General features: G+C 36.5%; 18 protein-coding genes. 3 read left to right on the forward strand and 15 right to left on the reverse strand.

The annotated features are described in order from the left end of the window. The first annotated feature begins 292 nt into the window (after window positions 1-292). The gene (locus IPJ53_05460) at window positions 293-4006 is read left to right on the forward strand and encodes a gliding motility-associated C-terminal domain-containing protein (protein MBK7798537.1); all 3714 of its coding nucleotides are present in this window, start codon (window positions 293-295) and stop codon (window positions 4004-4006) included. Between the two features lie 333 nt (window positions 4007-4339). After that, on the forward strand, window positions 4340-4930 hold the full coding sequence (locus IPJ53_05465) for a 2OG-Fe(II) oxygenase (protein ID MBK7798538.1): 591 nt from the start codon (window positions 4340-4342) through the stop codon (window positions 4928-4930). 19 nt (window positions 4931-4949) lie between these two features. Here the strand turns inward: IPJ53_05465 and IPJ53_05470 are convergent, their stop codons facing one another. The 3 genes from IPJ53_05470 to IPJ53_05480 all read right to left on the reverse strand — a co-directional run bounded on the left by IPJ53_05470 (window position 4950) and on the right by IPJ53_05480 (window position 9408). Continuing rightward, window positions 4950-6080 (reverse strand): DUF2911 domain-containing protein, encoded by a 1131-nt coding sequence (locus tag IPJ53_05470; protein ID MBK7798539.1) that lies wholly within the window; start codon window positions 6078-6080, stop codon window positions 4950-4952. Between the two features lie 304 nt (window positions 6081-6384). Beyond that, the gene (locus IPJ53_05475; GenBank protein MBK7798540.1) at window positions 6385-8121 is read right to left on the reverse strand and encodes a T9SS type A sorting domain-containing protein; all 1737 of its coding nucleotides are present in this window, start codon (window positions 8119-8121) and stop codon (window positions 6385-6387) included. Between the two features lie 321 nt (window positions 8122-8442). Continuing rightward, window positions 8443-9408 (reverse strand): D-2-hydroxyacid dehydrogenase family protein, encoded by a 966-nt coding sequence (locus tag IPJ53_05480; GenBank protein MBK7798541.1) that lies wholly within the window; start codon window positions 9406-9408, stop codon window positions 8443-8445. A gap of 468 nt (window positions 9409-9876) precedes the next feature. On the opposite strand from IPJ53_05480, the gene IPJ53_05485 reads away from it, so the two are divergent. Beyond that, window positions 9877-11109, forward strand: coding sequence for an alpha/beta hydrolase (locus tag IPJ53_05485; GenBank protein MBK7798542.1), 1233 nt, complete (start codon window positions 9877-9879; stop codon window positions 11107-11109). A gap of 33 nt (window positions 11110-11142) precedes the next feature. On the opposite strand, the gene IPJ53_05490 is transcribed toward IPJ53_05485, so the two are convergent. From IPJ53_05490 to IPJ53_05545, 12 genes are all read right to left on the reverse strand, one after another. Beyond that, complete coding sequence (locus tag IPJ53_05490; GenBank protein ID MBK7798543.1) at window positions 11143-11754, reverse strand: acetolactate decarboxylase; 612 nt, start codon at window positions 11752-11754, stop codon at window positions 11143-11145. A 135-nt stretch (window positions 11755-11889) separates the two neighbouring features. Next, window positions 11890-12783, reverse strand: a complete 894-nt coding sequence (locus tag IPJ53_05495; protein MBK7798544.1) for a cation transporter — start codon at window positions 12781-12783, stop codon at window positions 11890-11892. 108 nt (window positions 12784-12891) lie between these two features. Then, a complete protein-coding gene (locus tag IPJ53_05500) occupies window positions 12892-13203 on the reverse strand; it encodes a chaperone modulator CbpM (protein MBK7798545.1) in 312 nt (103 codons plus the stop codon). Beyond that, window positions 13193-14086, reverse strand: coding sequence for a J domain-containing protein (locus tag IPJ53_05505; GenBank protein ID MBK7798546.1), 894 nt, complete (start codon window positions 14084-14086; stop codon window positions 13193-13195). The genes IPJ53_05500 and IPJ53_05505 overlap by 11 nt, the downstream gene beginning before the upstream one ends. Window positions 14087-14143: 57 nt before the next feature. Beyond that, window positions 14144-15367: a DEAD/DEAH box helicase gene (locus IPJ53_05510; protein MBK7798547.1), complete on the reverse strand. Its 1224-nt coding sequence runs from the start codon at window positions 15365-15367 to the stop codon at window positions 14144-14146. 469 nt (window positions 15368-15836) lie between these two features. Then, complete coding sequence (locus IPJ53_05515) at window positions 15837-16259, reverse strand: hypothetical protein (protein ID MBK7798548.1); 423 nt, start codon at window positions 16257-16259, stop codon at window positions 15837-15839. Between the two features lie 163 nt (window positions 16260-16422). Further along, window positions 16423-18828: a TonB-dependent receptor gene (locus tag IPJ53_05520; GenBank protein ID MBK7798549.1), complete on the reverse strand. Its 2406-nt coding sequence runs from the start codon at window positions 18826-18828 to the stop codon at window positions 16423-16425. Window positions 18829-18908: 80 nt separating this feature from the next. Further along, the gene (locus IPJ53_05525) at window positions 18909-19439 is read right to left on the reverse strand and encodes a hypothetical protein (GenBank protein MBK7798550.1); all 531 of its coding nucleotides are present in this window, start codon (window positions 19437-19439) and stop codon (window positions 18909-18911) included. 91 nt (window positions 19440-19530) lie between these two features. Further along, the gene (locus IPJ53_05530; GenBank protein ID MBK7798551.1) at window positions 19531-20517 is read right to left on the reverse strand and encodes an MBL fold metallo-hydrolase; all 987 of its coding nucleotides are present in this window, start codon (window positions 20515-20517) and stop codon (window positions 19531-19533) included. A gap of 110 nt (window positions 20518-20627) precedes the next feature. Continuing rightward, window positions 20628-21434 (reverse strand): CHAD domain-containing protein, encoded by an 807-nt coding sequence (locus tag IPJ53_05535; protein MBK7798552.1) that lies wholly within the window; start codon window positions 21432-21434, stop codon window positions 20628-20630. Between the two features lie 162 nt (window positions 21435-21596). Further along, window positions 21597-21944 carry a hypothetical protein gene (locus IPJ53_05540; protein MBK7798553.1) on the reverse strand — a complete coding sequence of 116 codons (348 nt, stop codon included), beginning with the start codon at window positions 21942-21944 and terminating at the stop codon, window positions 21597-21599. Between the two features lie 199 nt (window positions 21945-22143). After that, complete coding sequence (locus IPJ53_05545) at window positions 22144-23115, reverse strand: peptidoglycan DD-metalloendopeptidase family protein (GenBank protein ID MBK7798554.1); 972 nt, start codon at window positions 23113-23115, stop codon at window positions 22144-22146. Window positions 23116-23138 lie beyond the last annotated feature (23 nt).

Here is a 23138-nt window from a genome sequence, read left to right on the forward strand (position 1 = left end):
AATTAGATTATTAACAAATATAGTTTTATTTTAAGATTGAAAATCGTTATCTTTTATCAAATGTAAAATTTTGTGTTTAAAATTTAAAAAACATCATCATTCCGGAACTTTATATATGAGTTGTTTGCGTTGTTTGTTAAAATCTCCAATTACCTAGATTTCCAAATTATATTATTGGTTAAGTCTTTTTTTTGTAATTTTAAGAAATTAATGTATTTAATACATGTGTAGTAATTATTAGCTTGATATTTAGGTTATTATGAAGTGCATATTAATCCTGATTTTCTTGAATATGGCAAGTTTGCTGAGTTTTGGTCTCCCCAAATTGGAATCCTCAGCTCAGGAAAGACCTCAGCGCAAAGAAGGCGTACTGAATCTTTTGTTTTGGTCAAAGAATATTTGTTTGAATCCACAAGTTAGCAATGGAGTGAAAAGCAATTCAGTCTTTTTATTTGACCGGCTTATTTGCGACCTTAGTCATGATAACTTAATGCCACTTCCTCCGATTTTAGAATCAAACTCTTTTCTAAAATATCTGGTCTACCCATCAAATATTAAATCAATAGGAAATTTAAAGAATTTCGAATATGATCATTCGTTAATTGGATTTCACTTGGATTGCAAAAATATTGGTTGGGTAACATGGTCTCAGAAGACAAATTATGAATATTCAGGCAATTTTAGTTCCGAAAAAGTGAGTCTTAAAATGGATACTTTGACCGGTCTTCAGAATCCAATATTGAATTCCTTCACACTGGCAAGCAATATTTATACCCCAAAAATGGTTCCCAGGATGCCAACACCCTGGATGCCAGGTAAAGTTAATACGACTGTTCTTAAGCACAGGGTGTTATTGGACAAAGTAACAAAACCAGAAGATGTTATTTTGTTATTAGGTTCGTTCCCTAATTCTAATGCTTTTACGAATGAGAAACCCGGGAGATTAAAAGTATTTGACATCAACAATGTTCAATTGAATGTTTCTAATGTGGTTACTATTCTTCAAGATCCCATTCAAGGGAATATCTTGGCTCCAACTCAACTTACAAATACAGGATCAGAAATATTGTTTGAAGTATTTCAACCTGGGACTAATCATGGAGATATTATCTTGCTAAATAATTTCCCAAAGAATTCTTTTTATTTTGAAATTGAACACTATAATGAGTATAGCCGTACGGATGATGGTATATTTATCAATATTGGTTTTCCTGATTGTTGCATCCCTAAAATAAGTAGAATAGACACGATCGCTTGTGATAAATTTGTTTTAAAAGGAAATGTATTCACAAATTCAGGTTCCTATTCAGATACTATTAAAGTCAACAATTGTGATAGTATAGTTGAATATGCTATTAGAATTCTAAATAAACCTTTCCTTTCATTAGGGCCTGACACAATAATTTGTGAAGGGGCATCTATATTATTGACTTCCAGTTCTAATCAATCATTCTGGAGTAATGGTTCTGTAGGAAATAGTATGTTGGTTTCAAAACCGGGAATTTATTGGGCAGAAGTTGCAAATTCGTGTGGTGTTTATAGGGATTCAATTGTTATTGGTCAGGTGAATAAAATTCTACTTGACCTGGGACCGGATTTTCAGATATGTCCAAAAGAAGTCGATACCATATGGACTAATGAAGCTACTACTGTTTGGCAGGATGGGTCTATCGGGCCATTTTATGTTGTCTCAACAGAGGGTTTAATAACTGCCTTGGTAAAAAATCAATGTGGCATAGTGATGGATAGTTTATTTGTTACTGTTCATCCTGATTTAAAATTAATATTACCACAGGATACTTTGATTTGCGGAGGTAGATCAATTATATTAAACTCTCCTTACGATTCCACAATATGGAGTGATGGTACAATAGGGAAGGAAGTCGTTATTACAAAGTCAGGTAAATATTCTGCAAGTTATGCAACTGTCTGTGGTCTAATTTCTGATTCTATTCAGGTTGGTGAAATTGCATGTAATGATAGTTGTAGGGTCAAGTGCAATAATATTGAGTGGATGAAATGGGAGATGAAATCCATTTATGAATTTATTGGTAATTCCAGTAGAGGCAGCATTACTTTAGAGGCCGATATTAAGATGGGAACAACTCATCCATTTTTTTCAAATTATCAAATACTTACACCAGGTTTTTCACCTAATTTGTTGACCGCCATACCCACACCTTGGATGCCTGGTAATTTGAATACTACCAGGCTTAGCCACAAAATGATACTGGATGGTATTTCTGAAAGAAAAGATATGGTTATATTATTGGGAGAATTTCCAAATTCAAATCTCTATTCAAAACCTCAATTTGGAAAATTGAGAATATATGACCAGGCAAATAACTTGTTGGATTTATCTAATCTATGCATTCTTCTTAAAGATTTCAGTCCTCCACACGATGAAGTTAATGTAGTCTTTGGAGATAGGGAATTGTTGTTTCATGTAAAAGGTTTAGGATTAGGGGATGGAGGTATTTTAATTTTGCAGAATATTCCAGACTCAGCTTATGTCATCAGTATTGAACATTTCAATGAACGTAGCTCTATAGATGATGGAATTTTTATAAATATAGGTTTTATAGATTGTTGTAATGGGGCAATAAATAGAATTGATACAGCTGTTTGTGAAAATATCACTATCAATGGGAGGAAAATTACTCATTCAGGATCCTATTACGATACAATCAGAATTGGAAATTGTGACAGTGTTGTTAATTATTTGGTCTCTATTTTAAATAAACCCATTTTGTCCTTGGGATCTGACACAATTATTTGTTTGGGAGAAACTTTGACATTAAAATCAAATGACAGCACAACAATTTGGAGTGATGGAACTACAGGCAAAGAACTCTTTGTTGATAAACCAGGGAAATACTGGGCTGAAATCAACACTTTATGTGATACAGTTAGGGATACTATTTTGGTATCTATTTTCCCAAATTTGAATTTGGATTTAGGTCCAGATATTTCATTATGTCCGAATGAGTCTGATACCATATGGACTTATGAACCATCTACAATTTGGCAGGATGGATCAGTTGGTCCTTATTTTGTGATCAAAAAGAACGGCCTTGTAAAAGCAAATATTAAAAGTCTGTGCGGAGAATTAAGTGATTCCATAATCGTGAACTATTATCTAAATCCCAATATAGATTTGGGTCCAGACACATTGATTTGTCAGGGATCCATCATTACACTTAATTCAAATTCTGACAGCACATTATGGTTTGATAATTTGAGAGGCAGGTCTCGATCAGTGACAAAAGGAGGTATTTATTGGGGCATTATTGCAACGCCATGTGGAACTGTAGCTGATTCAATAGAGATTACCGAAATACCTGTTTACGAAAAACCAAACTTGCCGGAAGATACTTTTTTATGTCAGGGAATTGAATTAATTTTATTTTTACCCGATATTGATGAATTATGGAATGACAAATACCTTAACAAGATTGAAATAAATTCTCCCGGTATTTATTGGTATTCTTTTTCAGACCTTTGTAATGACTTTCATGACACAATACAAGTTTACTATGATTCAATTCCAATTGGGTTTCCGGCGGAAAACTTAATATTTTGTGGACCAAAAACATTTTATTTTTCTACTGGGAATCCAAGGACAGAATGGTCTGATGGGAGTGTTGGAGCCAGTATTGATATTCATTCAACTGGGAACTATTATTACATGATTTCAAATGCTTGTGGTGTTTTTGTAGATTCCATACGGCTGGAATTTATTGAAGATAATAGTTTTTTTGTTCCAAATGTTTTTTCTCCAAACGGTGATCAGGTAAATGATTTGTTTCCCGGAATACAGTTTACCAATGACTTTGAAATGGAAGTTTATGATCGATGGGGATCACTCATATTCAAATCAAAAAATGTTCAATGGAATGGAACAAGTATGGAGAAGGAAGTTCTGCCAGGAGTTTATGCGTATATTATTAGAAGCAAGGCTTGCGAAAATAAAATTAAATTTGGAACTGTAACATTGCTTAGATAATTTATTTTTAATTTCAAGTTTGGTTGTCTTAAATATTAATATACTTAAAATATTTGGAAAGATTTAAAATAAGTTGGTAAGGTTCAAAATATTTATTTGGGAGTATATTGTGTTGTTAAATTGATTTAAGTGATATCCTATTTGTAGTGTCTGACTCCTGGCCATGATTTTAGTACTTATAAATGTGTGACATTAATATCTATGGTATGGAAGCTTTTCCTTTTATTCATTCATAAGTTAATATTATTAATAATTCCGGATTGAATAGCCACGTGTGATTAACTTTGATTACCTTGGGGATTACACCTGGTTTTCATGTGTTCATCCAAAAGAATGGAGATTGAATTTGATTCCTTAATTAACAGCTTCTTGACTGATCGGGTCGGCATAGATGAACATTTTCTTACCATTGAATTGGCTGCTCAGCTTAAAACAAATTTATGCGCACTTGATCTAAGTAATCAATTTGTCCCCGCCGGAGTGGGTAATAAAGAAATTTATGTAACAGATTCCTTAGTTCGTGGAGATCGTATTTGTTGGCTTGATCCTGAAAATCATTTTGCATATGAACAGGAATTCTTTAAATTAATGGACCGGTTCGTAAGCTATTTGAACAGAACTTGCTATGCCGGAATCAAGTCTTATGAATTTCATTATGCCTTATATGATCCCGGCAGTTTTTACAAAAGACATTTAGATCAGTTTCGTTCCGATCACAGTCGAAGCTTTTCCATGATTATGTATTTGAATCTTGATTGGATAGAATCAGATGGTGGCTCATTGGTCATACATCAGGATGATGTTGTTCAGACCATAGCCCCCATGAGCGGCAAGTGTGTATTTTTTAGAAGCTACCAGCTTGAACATGAAGTTTTAATTACACATAAAGCTAGAATGAGCGTGACAGGGTGGTTGAAAACCTGACATTATATCAATTCAGAATTCACTTTAATGCCTGGCCACTTTCAAGTGTTTTAATGGCATCCTCCAGTACTTTCTTATTTTCTGCATTGGGCGCTTGTTTGAGCGCAGATCTGGCATGATCCAATGCTTTGGTCAATTCGCCCATTGCAGAATATCCACGCATCATTCCTACATTTGTTGGCCATGCTCCTTTATTTTTCTTATAATTTTTTTCAAAGGCGAACATGGCTTCGACCGTTTTATTCTCCCTCAGCAGCTGTCTTCCATAGGCATGTAATTCCAATGGACTTGCCAGGTCGATGGCTCCGGCAATGATTTTGTCGGCTTCATTTTTCTGACCTAATTTGGAAAGGATTCCTGCTTTAGTGGATAATGCTTTGAAGGAATTAATGCCACCAAGATTCGGGTCTACAGCCGTATTTATCCATTCAAGCGCTTCTTTTAAATTAACATTGTTTTGATAACACCAGAATGCGCCTGCCTCCAAACTTGGAGGGTCGAATCCCATGGCACCACTTAACTGGGACTTGATGGAATTAAGCGTTTGATGAATCAAATCAATTTCTACCAAAAATGGAATTCTCCATCTTTCCCATTCGAGCGCCATTTCAACAGAATGGTCTGTCTGATTTGAAAAAGTGTAATCCAGTCTTTCTTTATTTTCCTTTTGATTTTTTTGCTGAATGACCGGTACGCGCAACACATCCAGGTCCTCATTGTAAAAATAACTACCCCAGCCGGCTGTGTTTTTATTGAAAATGAGGACACAGGAATCAGGGTAAAGGGCAATGAAAAATCCATAAGTACCTGGGGCTAATTTTTTGCCATTTATGCTGACCTCATTCGAAAAGGAAATGGTGGTGCTTTCGTCAGCACCTGCTCTCCAGGGCGATTCTACATTGGATCCAAATCCAAGTACACTGTAACCAAAATAAGCTACGGAGGTACCCCATATCTTTCCTTCTCTCCCCTTTACACCAGGGGCATTCCAGTTAACTTCTATTTCTGTGTTGCCAATGGTTCTTCCGGCCTTGCATTTAAAATTTATCCCTGCATCTGGTAATTTAAGCATCTGGGCATGAGATGATGATATGATAAAAAAAGCAAATACCAGAAAGTATCCAAAAGTACAATTAGGTTTAATAGACATATTGACGATTTAACACATTAAATAAAATGGTTTGTTGGTTAAAGATATCCCTTATTCACTTTAGTACTTAAAAAATTCGATGGGGACATGATATTAACAGATTAATTAAAGAAATGCATGGATTAATTCTTAAAATAATATGTCCATTTCCTGTCAAACTTTAATCTTTAAGATAGATTACTTTTAAAAATATTTCCTTTGTAATTTCACAATATCCCATAGCTTATAATTTTATTTGAATACTGAAAAAATTTAACTCTCATATTATTTAAGAAGTGATTATTTCTGCACTTTCATAGGTGATTCAATAGACACAAAGTAGGCCATTTTTTATAGAAGTTCCAAGGTCATTTTGAATTTGATAGGAATATATACCATTCGGCAATTTTTCTTTACATATAGAAAATTCAGGATTTTGAAATCTTTCCATATGCATAAGCTTTCCCAAATGGTCATAAATACTTAGCATAAAGATTTCATGATTCATATTTGTAACCTTAAAGTTGGTGCAATGGTTAAATGGGTTTGGGGATACGGAAACAAGAATTGATTTTCTAACGGAGTGCAAAGTGTTGTTTATAATACTACCGGACTTTTGAATGATAAATACACCAAATCCTGGAAATTGAGAGACCGGTTTCTTTGTTGACCCAATTGCTTGTGCAGCTGAATGACCAGTCATTGGGACGTCAATAAGGTCATTTCCATTGTAGATGTAATTTAGGGTGTCTGAATATAAATCAGTTACATTGATTACGGCAATGCGTTCACCCGATTTAAGACCGATATTCGAAATATCAATTTTTACCGATGGAGAATTTTCCCAATTATAAATCACTAAATGTGCTCTTCCAGTTTCGTATTTGTTCATTCTAATAAAATATTGTAATCCGGTAGTCGGCAAAGTTTCTGAATAATAATTTTCGGGGAAGTCATCAGGAGTAAAACCCCATAGGTAATAGCCTTTGGTAGGATGAATTCCTCCTAATATTTTATTTCCTTTTACTGATGTAGTGCCCAGCAATTTAACACCGGTTCCACCAATTCTTGTTTGGCAAGTCAGAATATTACTATCAAGGGTCATGTCCACAGTTCCATAATTTAGTCCAAATGCGTTTACAGGTGGTCGAGGCATGTTAGTGCCGGAAAAAGTAAAATTATGCTTGACCACAAGATTTTTGCAGGGTGCATTTGGGTTGTTAGGAACTATAAAAAAATTGTGCGTGCGGGTATCGCCATTTTTATTTTCCGAACAAGAACCTCCATTGAATATTATGTTTCCCTGTATGTCATAATTATCGATGGTCCTACCTGTTGACCAAACTCTGACATTATATCCGAAGCTGCTAAAAAAAATATTATCATGCAATTTGATCGTACCCGATGTATCATTCTGGGTATAAATTCCATGTCCATGACCTGAACCTGCGATATCCCAACCGTTGTTGTAAATTACACAGCCATATAGTTCTGCATTTTTTGAACCAATCCAAATGTCAATACCATCTGCACCATCATGCAAAATCATATTTATGAATTTGATGCTGGGAGCAGTGCATGAAATATTTCCACGATTGGGATGTCCGGGATCATTGGTGTATTCTCTTGGAGCAGTACTGGAGCTCATAACTTCCAATCCCCAAAACCACGTATAGCTACAATTTGAGCCTAAGTTTAGAATTATTCCATTAGACTTTCCATCCAGGGTAACCCTCTCATTTTGGTAATTTCTAAAAATGATAGGTTGTGATTCTGAACCATTGGTATGGCAGGTATAGCATATACCATTAACGCCTCCGGTGGAATCCTGTCCGAGATATCTTCCTCCCCTAATCCACACAGTGTCCCCAGGCTGTAATTGCGTTGGGTGATCTAAAGCTTTTTGCAATTCCCAGGGAGAAGTAAAACTGCCATTGCCATTTTTAGTTGCATTGTATGATACATAGAAACTGGCTCCTTCCAACTTGGATAAAGAGATTAGGACAATTAGAAATAGCAGAATTATAGTGCATGAAACATATGTATTCAATAATTTAATCATCTTTATCAGTTTTCACATTTTAAACAATGGTAAAATTTTCAATGAAATCCTTTTTTATCTAATGATTCGTCTTCAAATGTAATGAATATTGGCTAATCTTAAAATGATATTGGAAATACTTAATTGTAAGATCTATAAAAGGTTTGTAATCAATTTCATCATTCCGAATGAGTGTTATTTTTTCGTATTAAAATTTACAGATGATAGAAATAATTTTTTGGGTATGCAATGTCAATTATTTTTTTTGGAACTGTAAAAATATTTCATATTAAGAGATAATATTTATCTGTAATCTATTTGAGTTAACAAGCTATAATTATTTTATAGCAATACATCCGGATTTAAAATATTCAAATTATTTCCATTGATAAAATCCAGCACATTTTCAAATGCTTGTGAAAAATACAATTCAAATGATTTCTTTTCTGCATAGCCCAAATGAGGTGTACACAACACATTGGGGAAATGCAGCAATGGAAAGTCAAGATCATAGATAGGTTCATTTTCATAAACATCTAAAGCCACAAAACCGGGTCTTCCGGATTGTAGAGCAGCCAACAATGCACCCTTTTCAATTAATTCAGCCCGACTGGTATTGACTAAAAGTGAATCCGGTTTCATAAGGGCTAAATCTCTACGGTGAACAATTCCCTCTGTGGATTCGGTCAGTCTCAGATGAAGTGTAAGGATATCAGACTGTGTAAAGAATTCTTCTTTACTTCCGGCTGCTGTGAATCCATCCTGAACGGCGCAATTTCTGGATTGTGAACTACCCCAAACGATCACTTTCATTTCAAATGCACGAGCGTATGCAGCGATTTTTTTACCAATTTTTCCATACCCCCAAATACCAAGGGTCTGTCCATTAAGCGTACGTCCCAAATTGGTTTGCCAGAGACCTTTTTTCATACCTTCCATTGCTTGTGGTATTTGTCTCCAGGCATTCATGATCAACGCCCAGCACAATTCAGCAGGCGCTGTTGGAGAACCTTTTCCTTCGGCTACCGCAACTTTGTATTTTGTGCAGGCTTGAAGATCTATGTGTCTTGAAATTTTTCCCGTTTGGCTGATAAGTTTTAAATTTGGCAGTTTAGAGAGCAGTGATTCAGTAATTTTTGTCCGTTCGCGGATCAGCACCAGAACTTCTGCCTCCGCAAATTGGGCTGCAAGGTCTGTTGAGTTGTTGTAATGTGAAATTATATTCGAAAGATCGTGGTCTTTTAGGATTTTGCGACATTCTAGTTGAAGAAGTGCATTCTGATAGTCATCTGGAATAATAATTTTCATGGCCGGTACCGGTTTCAATATCTTTAAAGTTCTTTCTAATGACGAAATTAACCAGACTTTTATTTTTAACCCAAATTTGTCATTAGAGTTCGTAGTGAGAGGCAAAAGAGCAACAAAGGCAAGACTCCTCGAAAGAAATTCGAGCGGAGGTGAAGCTGTATTTCATTGAGCACGAATTTCGAGAAGAGGCTTGCATTTAAAGCTATTTTGGCTTGTAATAGAATTCTAATGACAATTTTGGGTTTAATCTTTGTTTACATGTATTTTTTAGGATAATAAAAAAATAGTTGGCAAAGGATTTGAAAATTTTGATCGTAAAAAATATTATTTGGCTGTTGGGTAAATGTTTTATCTTTCTTAGAAAAATGATCCAATTATTTTGACAATCTTTGAGTACATCTTTAAGATTTTAAGCTTACATACAGAAGTTCTGGAGGTTCTAATTTTGATGATGTATAAGTAAGTACCATGAGAAGATTTTTATTTTTCCTTTTATTATGCCTGATAGAAATAGGATTCTTACATCGAGGTACTTTGATGGCGCAAACGGATACCATCCCTGATTTTAGAAATGAGCCTTACGGACCTGATGTGTTGCAAAATTTTAATCTGTGGTTAAGTCAAGCCGGAAAAGGTCCAAGACCTTTGGTTATTTTTTTTCACGGAGGTGCTTTCAGAGCAGGTGATAAAGAGATAGAAGGAAGGCAGGTCGAATTGATGCAAACATTTTTATCCAGGGGCATATCTTTCGCTTCGGCCAATTACAGGCTATCGCATACCACGCGACTGGACTCCATTTTGATGGATGGAGAAAGATTGATCCGATTTTTAAAACTAAATGCTCATCAATTTAACATTGATCCTGCCAAAATTGGGGTGTATGGAAGTTCTGCAGGGGCATGTATGGCACTGTGGATTGGAGTAACCGGTAAAGATGCGGATTCCTTGGCCGCAGATCCCTTGTTGCGGCAATCCACACATGTGCAGGTGGCTGGGCATATAAGCGCTCCTGCCACAATGGACTTAGCGCAATGGGCGAATATTGTGCATTTGGACAGCAACTGGTTTGACAGCTTTGGATTTGTCGATGACCTTGCATTTTATAGAATCAGCCATCGGGACATGTATTGGCATCCTGATATTGTCGCGTTGCGGAAATATTTAGATTTGCCAAACTATGTAGATGCCGGGGATCCACCTGTATATTATTACAACCAGAATCCGAATCAAGCTCCAAGGGTAAGAGGAGATGTGACGCACCATGTGTTGCATGCATATTATTTAGATTCTATTTCAAGAATTCGTTCACACCAGCATGTTTTCAACGACAACCCTAACGCCGACCTTGCATACACAGAAATGGCTGATTATTTCTGTACATATTTAAATTGTGAGGCATCGGCTGCGAGTGAAATGGTACCATCTGATGTCAGCATTTATTCCTATACCTCTGCACAGGAGGTGGTGCTTGCAGTTAATTCATCTGTTAATCTTGAAAATCTTGTGTTTTCAATAATAGACCTACTTGGAAGGGAATTTAAAATTGAGAAAGGATTGATCCAATTTAAATCAGGAGACAATACAAATTATGTCATGCTTAATATGAGTTCCATCAATCCAATTAATCAAATTTCATTTATTCGCGTTCTAGGGAATGGAAAAATTTCTTGTCTGCCTTTGCTGGCTTTTAGGAGAAATTAAAAATGTTAAACATAATTTTATGTGACATAGAAGTTAAGGTTGTATAAAAAACTTTATTCGCTGAGGATTAAAGCTTAAACTTTCCAGATGTCCCATTTTTTTAAGATCGCAGGTAATTAAGTGAAGGTGCATGTTGGTGTCGTGATGGGTAAAAATAGTTTGATGATTTCGCGAATAAAATCCAATAATGTGGACTTCCGAATTGCCCAGGTCGTAATGTACAATGCCCTGATGAGCCTCTTCGGGTGAGCGGACTTTGATTCCTTCCGGAAGATTGACAACATGTATATTGGCGGAATCAATATTTCCTGATATTTTAAAGAAAAAGGGCATTTCCCTATCAGCGCAAATGGAATCCAGAAAATATTCTAAATCATTTAAATTGCTAAGCTCTTCAGGCAGTGAGATGGTATTCCAATTTTGGATGTTGGCATAAGCGAAAAAGGGGGCTAAAATATTTTCTTTTTGTTCTACTTTCATCTCTTGTGAATTTACCACGGTTGATTGGTAGGCGATTCCATCAAGGATCAATATTTCGCCCCTCAAATACCCAAGCGGTCCAAAACCATATAAATGTGACTTGTTTCCAATGGTGTCCACATTAATTTTGCCGGACAATTCTCCCTTCCACATAACGTCTTTCATTTGACCAACTATTTGTACAGAAGTATTGTTCTGGGCAAAAATATTTTGATCAGGAAAAGTGGCCACCCAAAAAATGACAATAAATGTTAATTGAATAGTTGAAATATTATTTTTCCATGGGAGCATAAAACATTGCTATATTTCTGTTTCCGGGCAATTTTCTTCTATGACTTCAAACTCTAAGGTGCTATGGGAAATGTAGTGATCTTCCAGTTCTGCTTTCATAGCCTTTTTAATTTCAGGAATCCGATTCATATCTGCTATTTGTACATGAGCGGTTAATGCATTTTCATTGGTGCTGATTCCCCAGATATGCAAATGATGAACATTCACTACACCATTAACTCCCATTAAATGTATTTTAATTTCATCAGTATCTACGGATGCAGGCACTCCATCCAAAATCGCAATCGCACTGTCCTTGAACAGACTCCATGTGCTGAACAATACGACCACAGAAATGCCCAATGCAATGATACCATCAAGAGCATACCAATGTGTATAATAAATAATTATTCCGCTTGCCACAACGCCCAATGAAACCATTGCATCTACCATCAAGTGCCAGTAGGCCGCTTTTATATTAAGATCTTTTTTTTGATTTTTCTTAAAAAAAAGTGCAGAGGTAAAATTGATGAACACGCCAATTAATGCGACCCACATGATAATTTTTCCGTTTACAGGATTTGGGTTCATGATTTTATGCACTCCTTCCCAGGCAATAGCCCCAATGGCAAATGCAAGTAAAATTGAATTGATGAAGGAAGTAACTATTGAGCCTTTCTTATAGCCATAGGAAAAAAGTTTAGAAGGTTTTATTTTTTGAAGACGGAATGCCAGGAAGGCCAACAATAAACCTGAAATGTCACCGATATTGTGTGCTGCATCTGACAAGAGTGCGGTGGAATCATTCTGCAATCCGAAGATTATTTCAATTATTACATAAATTGCGTTTAGCAGGATGCCGGTCATAAATGACTGGTTTACATCATGCGGTGAGGGAGGAGTATGTGTATGTCTGTGCAGCATCAATAATTTTCAAAATTATTTTCTTTTCGAAATTTTGCTCAATTTTTATTCAAAAAATAATCATCCACAAATGAATAACCTTCTTGCAAGGGTTCATTTTCTTGTTATTTAAATTAGGTTTGCTGAATCGAAGTCATAAAAATTGAGTTTGTTTTTTGCAATCTCTAATTCACTTTGCAAATGATCTATCTGCTTCAACAGATTATAGATCACATCAATACCCTCCAGATTTATTCCCAGTTCGTAATGCAGTCTGATCATTTTTTCTACCTCCGGCACATCATCGTGTGATAAATATTTTCCATTGTCCTGAACAATAAGATTTACAAGTCCAAATTCTTGTAATGAATCAATAAAAGTATATTCAATGTTGTAATGGACACAGAATTCTTCTATGAGTACGAGTTGGTTAGTTTCCATGGGATCTTAATTTTTTCAACTCATTCAATAATTCTTTTTCTTTTGTGGACAGATTGGTAGGAAGGTTTACCTGATAACTGATGTATAAATCACCAAACTGGTTTTCAGTTTTATAGACCGGAAAACCCTTGCCTTTGAGTTTAACTTTTGTTCCGGATTGTGTTTCCGGTGCAACTTTTAATTTTACGGTTCCATCAAATGTATCTACCAAAATTTCACCACCCAACAGAGCAGTGTATAAATCCAGATCTACGGTTGTGTATAAATTATTTCCTTCTCTTTTAAACTTTGTATTGTTCACGATCGTAAAAGTTATGTATAAATCTCCATTGGGTCCACCATTAAAACCGGGCGAGCCGTGGCCGTTTACTTTGATAACCTGACCATCTTCGATTCCGGCAGGAAAAGTCATGCGTATGTTTTTCCCATTCACCGTGAAGGTTTGTTGCTGAGCATGAAACACATCTCGGATATTAAGGGTTAAGGTCGCTTTGACATCTTCACCCCTGAATTTTGTTTGTCGCGTATTACCCGTTCTTCCACCAAACATGGATTCAAAGAATTCTGAGAAATCGCCGGAATATTCACCGGAACCAAAAGATTGCCCTCCGGATGGGCGAGACCTTTGTTGTTTGTTCATTTTTTCTATTTCATCCGCATGTTGCCAGTCCTTCCCATATTTATCGTATTTTTTTCTGTTTTCCGGATTGCTGAGCACTTCGTTGGCCTCATTGATTTCCTTAAATTTTTTCTCAGACTCTTTATTGTTGGGATTGAGATCTGGATGATATTTACGGGCCAGTTTTCTATAGGATTTTTTGATTTCCGACTCAGTAGCTGTTTTTGGAATTTCAAGAATTTTATAATAATCTATGAATTGCATAATGCTGCCTTGTTGAATAAGTACAAATATAAGATATTAGCCTGGAGAAGTTGTGATCTAACTTCTAGACTTGTTATTTGTCCGACCTCTTGGCACGAACTTTCTGTTGGGTGGACGATTTGAAAAATCTTTTGGTTTGTATTCCGGTACCGGACCAAGTTCTTCAGGTACCGTTTCTTTTGGAACCGGATTTCCGAGCAGAGTTTCAATGACTAAAAAAGCGGCCTGTTCTTTTTTTGATACAATGGTGACGGCTATTCCATCCGCCTCGGCACGTGCTGTCCTTCCAATGCGGTGGACATAATCTTCTGCGTCATGGGGGACGTCGTAGTTGATGACCAGATCAATGGTGTCTATATCTATACCGCGACTTAATATATCGGTGGCCACTAAAATAGAAATCTTTTCACTGGTAAAATCTGAAAGCGTTTGCTCCCTTTGTTTTTGATCGAGATCACTGTGAATTTCTGCTACATTAAATCTCGCTCTGCTCAATTCTCTGGTCAATTCTTTAACACTAGATTTGCGGCTACAGAAAACCAGTATATGTTTACAAGTAGTATTTTTGATGAGGTGTTTCACCAATCTTAATTTCTGCTCCTCAAATACCACATAAGCCTTTTGAATTATTTTTTCCGGCGGCTTGGAAATTGCAATGTTCACTTCCACCGGGTCAACTAATATTTTTTTTGCCAATTGACGGATGCGGTCAGGCATGGTTGCCGAGAACAAAAGGGTTTGCCTTTTTACCGGCAGGAAATTAATAATTTTTGTGAGGTCATCCTGAAAACCCATGTCCAGCATTCGGTCAGCTTCATCCAGCACCAGACATTGTACACCCTTAAGGTCAAAATAGTCCATGTTCATGTGCGCAATTAATCTTCCGGGCGTGCAAACTACAATGTCAGCACCCATCTGGAGAGCTTTTTTTTCAGCAATAAAGTTTTGACCATCATTTCCTCCATAAATGGCAATGAAGCTCAATTCTGTAAAATAAGTGAAGCCTTCAATGTGTTGCGAAATTTGTTTGGCCAATTCTCGTGTGGGTACAATGATCAGCGCACTTACTTTGTGTTCGTGTTTGTGGTCAATGTAGCGATTGATGAGGGGGAGCAGGAAGGCTGCTGTCTTGCCGGTTCCGGTCTGAGCGGAGGCAATAAGATCTCTGTTTGCCAATATCGAGGGAATGACCAACTCCTGGACCGGAGTTGCATTTTCATAGCCCGAAGCTTCGATACCCTGATATAAGAGTGGATGAAAATTAAATTCTTTAAAAGTCAAAATGGTCAGTAATTAGTGGTAGCAATGGGTAACTCGTCGGAATCGGTAGGCAAAAGTACAAATTTTGTGGCATAGCTGTCCAAATTGTTTAAGAAACACACCATAGTTTGTTAAATCTCAAATATAATTGGCCGTTCATTTTAAAAATTGCCACAGTTCTTGGAGCTTAGTTTTATATGAATCTGCAACCAGTGAGAAAATTTAATCCACCCCAGAATATACTGTTCGAATTTTGGAAATTGATTTTAAGGTCTTACTAAAATTTTATTGACTTATAATTTTAAGTACAATAAAAATTATTTTCAGTGAAACAATCTATAAGATTTATCAACATTCAATTCAATTGATTGGAAGTCTAAATGTGTCAATTTATTCTCAAAGTATTCATTGTGAATAAATCAATTGCCTTAATAAATTCATCTCTAATAATTCAATATTACCCGACCAGGATTATTCAGTTAACCTTAATTTATAATAATTGAGATTTATCCACAGCCATTTTACCACCCAAATAAGCCATAGGAAGGTAGGCCCCAATTAGATCGAGTAAAGTAAACCACGTAGGAGAGGGAAGCATGAATACCATTGAGATTCCACCGGCCAGAAAAAGCACCCCTATGGCCAGGGCTAAATTTATTTTATTACTTATGGCAATAATGGCCGCCACAAATGCGCCTACGAAGGTGCCCAATGCATGTGCAAGAAATGGCATGATAAAATGTTTAGGTTGCATGAGATGCATGGATGCTTTAAGTCCTTCCTCCGTGGTTAGATCAGCGCCTTCAGGGGGAGGAATAATGGAACTGCTGAGCATGATGATGCCCATATTTACCACACTACCCAATATGACACCGGTTATTACTGCTAAAACATTTCTGACAATTGGATTCATTTTGGTTTGATTTTAGTTTGTAAAAAGTCCGTTAAAATAATTTGTTTGAGTTAATTCTATTTTATTGAAAATAAAATGAATCCGAAATTAAGCTTTTTAATGAAAAGAAACTCATTTCGGATTCATAATTGTAATTTTTTAAACAATACCTGAATGGAGGATGCTAGAAACTTGCTTTCAAAGACATGACGACATTGCGGCCCGGTGCAACAATTCCTGAACTGTAGGGTCTGTATCGTTGATCGGTGATGTTTTCCAATCCTGCACTCACCGAAAAGTTTTCATTGATACGATACATAGACTTAAAGTTAAGCGTATACCAACCGGGAGACCATGGCTTGCCATTTTTATCAATCGCATAAATTTCCGGTTTGGTCTGTTCTTCCAAAGGTAAATCTTCAAATTTCCTTTTACCGCTGTAAATGGCATAAAGCTGTACGGAAAGATTTTGTGACGTGTAACTCAGTTTAGAAACTCCGTAAGTTGGAGGAGCATGTCGCAATGGACTTTTGGTTCCATTATCTGTTTCTTCCTCTCCAATCTGGTAGTTGATATCGGAAAACAAACGAAACCTGGAAGCAAGCTTAACTTCCAGTCCGGCTTGAACACCATACACAGTGGCGGTCGCTGCATTTTGAATCGCTTCCACACGACTCAGTGTTCCGTCATAAACAATGCTGTCCTGACCATTTAAAGTTGCAAATCGTCTGACCATCGCATCTTGCAAAATTGTATAGTACGCAGTTAAATCAATTTTCAGGAATTCCCCAAACACCTTTGCTATTCCGAGTTCTCCATTGTAAGCGTATTCTGCTTTAAGATTTGGATTAGGGATGATCACAATTCCCGGGGAAGAGTCAAAAACTTTTCCTGCATCGTCCACATTTGGAGAGCGAAATCCGGTGGATGCGTTTGCACTTAATACCCACTTTTCAGTTGGACGAAAAACCACACCAAGGCTCCCTGTTAAAGCACCTTGATTAATATTTGCTTCAGTAAAAGGAAATGGATAAAAGCTGGTGTCGAAAGCAGCGTCCAGCTGATATTGATTGTAGCGAAGACCGCCCTGGAGGAGAATTTTATTTGAGATTTTGTATTGATCATTCACGTAAGCAGCAATTGAATTCCAATCGGCTTGCGGATATCGCGAGGGCCCTGTCTTTTTAATTCCGGTCGAAATGTCCTCATCAACTCCACTGGATTGAACCCTGTTGTGGACAAATTCAAAACCATAGTATAATTTATTTTTCAGTCCAATGGATTTATTAAAATCTATGTTGGCAGAATAGGCATTCACCCGTTCTGTTCTTAGATGACGATTGTTATTGTTGAGGTCACGATCGATTCGACTTTCTTCAAAAAACTGGTGCGCCACACGGAATGTCATTTGATCATAAAGCAGGCTTGCAGATGTATGAGTAATGCTCAAATTATTCATCAACCATTTTTGAGGACCATAATACCATTCACCATATCTGGGAAGTCCTTTTCGATAACGAATGTGACGATCATATCTGGAATATTCAGAAGTCTCCGAATAATGCAATCCATATTGAAAGTCCCAATGTTCATTTGGTTTGTATTGAATTTTTTGCATCATATTAATCTGTGAATACCCGGAAGGGCGTTGAGTCCTGGGATCGTCGTTGGTGATTATTCTGTCTACACTGTCTATTCGCTGAACATAAAATGGTCTAAGATATTCAGCGGGGCCCTTACTTCCCATGCGCAAATCGCCAAAGTGATGAGTGGTGAAACTACTGACAGCTGCCCATTTTTTCCAACCAATATTCAGGTGAAAGTGTCCCGTTTTTTCATTGTTGGCGGAAGAATATCTGGTAACTAAATTTCCGCTGACCAGACCTTTTTCATCGAGTGCCAATTGAGGCCTGATGGTCTGGAAACTCATTACTCCACCTATGGCATCACTACCGTAAATAACCGAACCAGGCCCAAAAAGCACTTCTGTTTTTTCTATTGCAAATGGATCCAGAGAAATGACATTCTGCAAGTTTCCACTGCGAAATATTGCAGTGTTCATTCGCACACCGTCCACCACATACAGCAATCTGTTGGTTGAAAATCCTCTTATCATGGGACTTCCTCCACCTTGTTGACTTTTTTGAATAAATATTTTTCCGGAAATGCCCAGAAGATCTGCGGCAGTTTGTGGATTTTGCAAGGCAACTTCTTTGGATGTAATGGCCGAAATTTTTTCAGGAGCGTCTCTGGAATTTTGATTCCACTTGGTCGCTGAGACTACAATTTCATCCATGGATATGCTGGAATAGGATAAGCCAAGGATAAAACCCAGATTTTGTAGTTCGGCAAAAGATCTGATTTCTTTTTTGTAGCCGGATACTCTGATTTCAATTTTTTCCGCATTTTTAAAATTCGAAATATCTGCTTGTCCATGAATATTGGTCAGCGCAAAAGCTTTAGTCTTTTCACTGTAAAGAGTTACAGCTTCTAAGGGCTGATTGGTTTCTAAATCTTTAATAAATAGAGTTTGACTGTATCCAAAAAAATACAAACAATATAATATACTTAAGAGAAATAATTTTTTCATATTAATATTTCAGATTAAATAAAAAGGAATCATCTGACCTTTAAAAGTCAGATGGAAACATGAGTATATAAATTATTTGTCTAAAATACTTTTGGGGGAGGAGACGGAATGGAGCTAATGAAATTCATTACCCAGAATGGATAGATTGGAAAAATCAATTCCAGGTAAAATGTATTTACCAAAGGAATAATGATATTTGCTGGTAAGGATAGGGATTTGTAAAAATCAATTATTTGTTTGTGTTGCTTATTTTCTTTTAACGGATTTGCCATCACTGATGCCAACAACTGATTTAATTTTTTATTCAATAATGTTTCCTCATTATCAGCCCAGCAAAAATAATACAAACTGTCACCGCGTATCTCTGTTTCTATGACATCATACATTTGATGCATATATTCGAATTCATGAGCGTGTTCCCATTTCAATTTCACCTCGCTGTCTAATTTTGAAAAGACCAGAAGCTTGAGTTCGGTCTTGTGTAATCCTGCAATAATTCGCTGCTTTATTTCTTTTTTGGCATTTGATTTCTGGTATGTCAACCAGCTGTAATATCCGGTAAATGGCAATATGATACTGGTCAATAGAATGAATGCCAAAGTTTTTTTCAAAGCCTGCTATTATCGCAACAAATGTAACTGTTTTTAAAAATATAAAATGGTTTTACGTGAACTGGGAATCCACTGTTGTCTGGGATGGTGGTTAATAAGATAAAGATTCTCCAAGTCCCGCATACAAATAGTCACTGCCAAAATAATCCTGCAAAATTTTAAAAGCCAGATGGCCTGTGCAATGAGCAGGAGCAACTTTGTGCACCTGTAATTCATTTTTGATAAGCAATGCAAGCTGGATGGTTTGTTCTCTATTGAACGGAATCATGTGAAATCCCCCATACACCAATTCAATTTTATCGCCGGTAAATTCTTTGGTTTGCTGGATAATGTTTTCGATACCCGAATGAGAACATCCTGCAATCAGCACTTGGCCCTTTGAAGTCTTGATAGAAAGAGAGAGTTCTGGTAGATTGGTATTTTTACAAGCATCCCCATGCTGATCAAACTGACCTTCCACAAAGCTTTTGCCGGGATAGCAAGAAAAATATCCCATGTAAGGAGAATTCGTGGCAATGATTTTGAGACCCGGCAGGATTTCTTTTGAACTTTTTATAAATTCAATATTCGCTTTCCAGAATCGGCCGGATTGGTTAATGGAGAATTTTGTAGGGCCGCCATTGAAATACCGTAAGTGTTCAGGTAGAGAATCCTTCACCGCGGGCTCTTGTCCTGTTGCGTCAAAAGGAACCGGGGCTCCCCAAAAGATATCATAAGGGAAATAGATTTTAACTTTCGGATTTATTTTTAATAAATAATCCAGGCCATTAAGGTGATCAAAGTGACCATGTGAAACAATTACGATGTCTACTTTTTTTAAATCAATGCCCAGTTGTTTGGTATTGTTCTTAAAAATATCCGCATTACTGCCTGCATCAAATAAAATGGTCTTTCCCTGATATTTTGTAATGCATGAAAATCCAAAATCCTTTGTCAATAATGCATTTTTTCCAAAGGCATCATAAAGGTTTACAAGGATTCCTTCCCGGATCTTAAGTAGTTGAGAAAATGCCGGAATCTGAATACATACAAACAGGACCGACAGAATCCAAAGTTTTTTGTTAATTTGTTTCATCATCTTTTGATAAAGCTGGTACTTTACAAAGTTAGAAATTCAAGATGAAAAATGCAAGTTAATTTGTATCCTTTTTTTAGGACTCAATTAAAATGCTATAGTGGAATGAATATTTAATTTGGATCAGCTTCGGGTTGGGGTGGCTTCAATTTCTGAATCGATGACTTTATTTGTTCGTTAAGCTCTTTGCTTCTTGTAGAAATTTGGTCCATCACTTTATTCAACTGATTGAGTTCTCGTTTGGAAATTTGATAGACTTTAATTATTTTGTTAAGATGTTTAAGCATGGTTTGAGTGTCGTGCCATTGGCCTATCAATTCCGGTAAGTTTGAGTAAAGAGGTAATATGGATTCCTTGTCAGTTTGATCTATTAATTTTAAATTGTAGGAATAAGTTTTAATCAATTTTCTCAATTTGTGAAGGTCAGCAATATCCTCCACCCCAAGTGCCGTTAATTTATTGATCTGTTGACTTTTTTTGTGCAGGTATTTTTCAACTTTTTGTTCGTCAATTTTCTTAATGGACTTTTTTAATTCATTAATAGTTTTTTTCTGTTTTTCAATCAGAGACCCTTTAATCAATTCTGAGAATGCTTCATGGTGCTTTACTTTTTGTTCCTTTAATATTAATTTGTAGGCCGTAAAAGTACTCGGTGAATAGTGTTTTTTCATCTGACTTTCCTCCAACTGTAGTTCTCTGATTTTACCTGCACTTTCAAATATTTTATGAAATGGTTTAAGTGCTTTGTTGGGTTTAAATTTCTTATCAAAATGACCAATGAGGTCTATGAGTGCGCGAAGTTTTTTGATCTCTATCCTGAGCTGGTGATAGTAGGTCTGGGTATTTGTTTTTTGAGCCTTTGAAAATAGAAGTCCAATGGCCGAGGAATGCTTGTCGAGGTATTTCTTGATCTTTTCCATGGAAACAAATATAAGAAATATTTATATCTCAGATTCGGTATCCTATATTAATGGTAGAATGGAGTGTCGGTTAAATTGGGCTTTCCCAGACTCATTGGGTTAAAAGGCGCTCTATATTCTTAAAGGGACCAGCCTATTGGTCTGAAATTGCCTTAAACTTGCTTATTTGGCATATTGCATAGCCAACCCGGTGTCTCCGGTTATCTTGACCTGTGCTCTTGCGGTATCTTTTGAGGTATTGTGGATACTTAGGGCATAATTTTTTTGAACACTTACCCTCACTTTTTGATTGGGGTAAACCTTGGCTATGCTTATCTGCTCATCTTGCAAGGAGGATTGCCGGACCTCCAGAGGATTTTTTGAATAATTAGTCAGCTTTACTTTAAAGGGCCCATGTTCATTTTTTCCAAGAATGAAGCTGTCTTCAGGATTGATGTAAAGATTGGATTTTATGTGTGCACATGAATTTAGAATCAACATCAGGCAGAGTAGATTTAATAATTTTAACATAAGCTTATTTTAATTGACAAGGAAATAGATTTTTTGCTGACGCAAGTTTCCAACATTTGCCATACCACCCTTAGCTGGCGCAAGTTTCCAACTTGTGCCATAACGTTTTCCTTTGCTGGCGCAAGTTTGCAACTTGTGCCATACCAGCAAGTTTCCTTTTTTAAAATTTTTTTGACAATGCATAGTTAAAGAATAAAACTTACTTTGTCCTTATTTTATCTTTTTGAATTGGCGAGTAATCTTTCATAACTTTCCCATTCACGATCAATTCTTCAAAATAGCATTTTATACCTATCGCGTTGGTCATGTTTTCTTCATTCTGGATATGAAAATGCAAATGAGCTTCTGAAGAATTTCCTGAATTGCCACACAACCCAAGCAATTCCCCTTTTTTAACGGTCTGACCTTCTTTTACCCGGATGGAATGCTGTTTGAAATGCGCAAAAAATAAAAATTCATTTTCTCCCGACTTTATGACCACCGTATTTCCGGGAATGTAAATGGGGTTTAACTCCCCGGGTTGGTTGTCTTTTATTCCGTCGACAACCATGACCACCTTGCCGGCACAAGGGGCAATCAATTCCTTTCCGAACGCATAATAATCCTCGTTTTTTTCTCCATCATTTTTAAATGACTTTCCATCTTGATCAGTTATGATCATGTCAAATGCATTTTTTTGTGCAAGGTGTTCTACATGGTAATTTAATTCCTTGGTATCTCCTCCCCAAATTACGGTCCATTCTTCTTTGAATGGCAAACTTAATTTGGTGGAATTTCGTGTGTTGGAAATGGCTGGTTTAGCTTGGTATGGTTTTATGTAAAATCCATTAATTTTGGAATCTTCACTGAGCGTCACATTAAGGAGAAATACCCCCTTATCAAATTTTGTTTCATAGGAAGCGACACCTCCCGGATCTATTTCTATAAATTTACATTCCTGAATTTTCCCGGCCTGAGCATGCAATCCTGCAAAAAATGCTTTGGTTTTCTCTAATGGTAATGCCTTTTGCATATCAGGAGCAAACATGCTAAAGATGGATTCCAATTGTTCATTGTTGTAATTTTGTACAAATGCTTTGAGTGCACTCTTGTAATGATCTGGTTCAACTTGAGCGTTGGCAATTGACATCATGAACATAAATGTTATAAAGACATATAGTATTAATTTCATTGCAATATGATTTATTTATTGTT

It is taken from the genome of Candidatus Vicinibacter affinis (assembly GCA_016714365.1).
GTDB lineage: Bacteria > Bacteroidota > Bacteroidia > Chitinophagales > Saprospiraceae > Vicinibacter > Vicinibacter affinis.